General features: G+C 67.8%; 1 protein-coding gene. It reads right to left on the reverse strand.

The window, feature by feature from the left end; translation table 11 throughout:
* Window positions 1–49: 49 nt before the first annotated feature.
* On the reverse strand, window positions 50–1,297 hold the full coding sequence (locus AB4091_RS21760; RefSeq protein ID WP_442294979.1) for an IS256 family transposase: 1,248 nt from the start codon (window positions 1,295–1,297) through the stop codon (window positions 50–52).
* Window positions 1,298–1,420 lie beyond the last annotated feature (123 nt).

The raw sequence follows: 1,420 nt of genomic DNA on the forward strand, positions 1-1,420 counted from the left end.
GGGTCAAGTCCCCGGTGGTGGTGTAGCGCTGCGTGATTCTTGGTGATGGTTACGCGGTGAGGGCGGGTAGGTCATCGGCTCCGATCTCGGGTTCGGTGGTGGGGACGAGGTTCATGCGGGAGCGGGCCAGGACGTCCAGTCCGAGGTAGCGGCGGCCTTCAGCCCATTCGTCGGTCTGCTCGGCCAGGACGGCTCCGACGAGGCGGACGATGGCCTCGCGGTTGGGGAAGATCCCGACGGCGTCGGTGCGGCGGCGGATCTCTTTGTTGAGCCGTTCGGTCGGGTTGTTCGACCAGATCTGGGTCCAGATCTCCTTGGGGAAGCCGGTGAAGGACAGCAGGTCCTCGCGGGCGCGGTCGAGGTGTTCGAAGACGGCGGGGAGCTTGTCCTGGACGTAGTCGAGCAGCCGGTCGAACTGGGCGTGGACGGCGGCTGCGTCGGGCTGGTCGTAGACCGAGTGCAGCATCGCCTTGACCGCGGGCCACATCGACTTCGGGGTCACTCCCATCAGATTGAAGGCGTAATGGGTGCGGCAGCGCTGCCACGCGGCGCCGGGGAGGTTGGCCGCGATGGCCTCGCGCAGCCCGGCGTGCGCGTCGGAGGTGACGAGCCGGACGCCGGTCAGGCCGCGGGCCACCAGGTCGGCGAAGAACTCGTTCCAGGCGGCACCGGTTTCCGCGGTAGCGACCCGCATGCCGAGCACTTCGCGGTGTCCGTCGCCGTTGACGCCGGTCGCGAGCAGCACGACGGCATTGACGACGCGGCCGCCCTCGCGGACCTTCATCGTGAGTGCGTCGGCGGTGACGAACGTGAAGGGGCCTGCCGCGCCGAGGGGTCGGTGGCGGAAGTCCTCGACGAGCTGGTCCAGGTCGGTGGCCATCCGCGACACCTGCGACTTCGACAGTGAGTCGATCCCGAGGGTCTTGACGAGCTTGTCCATGCGGCGGGTGCTGACGCCGGCGAGGTAGCAGTCGGCGACGACGGTGATCAGCGCGGACTCGGCCCTCTTGCGGCGCTCGAGGAGCCACTCGGGAAAGTAGGTGCCCTTGCGCAGCTTGGGAATCGCGACATCGAGGGTGCCCACCCGGGTGTCCAGGTCGCGGTGCCGGTAACCGTTGCGCTGGCTCGAGCGTCCGGGTGTCGGGCGACCCCACTCGGCGCCGACCACGGCGTCGGCATCCGCGGAGAGCAGGGCGTTGATGATCGACTGCAGCAACGAGCGCATCAGATCCGGCGAGGCCTCGGACAGTGCCTCGCCGAGCAGGCCGGCAGGGTCGACAATGTGTGGTGCGGTCATCGTGATGATTCCGTTCGAGAGATCTGTGGAAGGTGAACTCGAAGGATCACGCGGTGGCCGCACCTACGTCCACGCTCGGGACGAATTCGACGACCGCGCTACACCACTATCAGGGACTCAACT

The organism is Terrabacter sp. 2RAF25, assembly GCF_052115265.1.
Lineage (GTDB): Bacteria > Actinomycetota > Actinomycetes > Actinomycetales > Dermatophilaceae > Terrabacter.

Excerpts from the sequence above, each read along its gene's own strand:
- AB4091_RS21760 (WP_442294979.1), bottom strand. The coding sequence starts at position 1,297 with ATGACCGCACCACACATTGTCGACCCTGCCGGCCTGCTCGGCGAGGCA.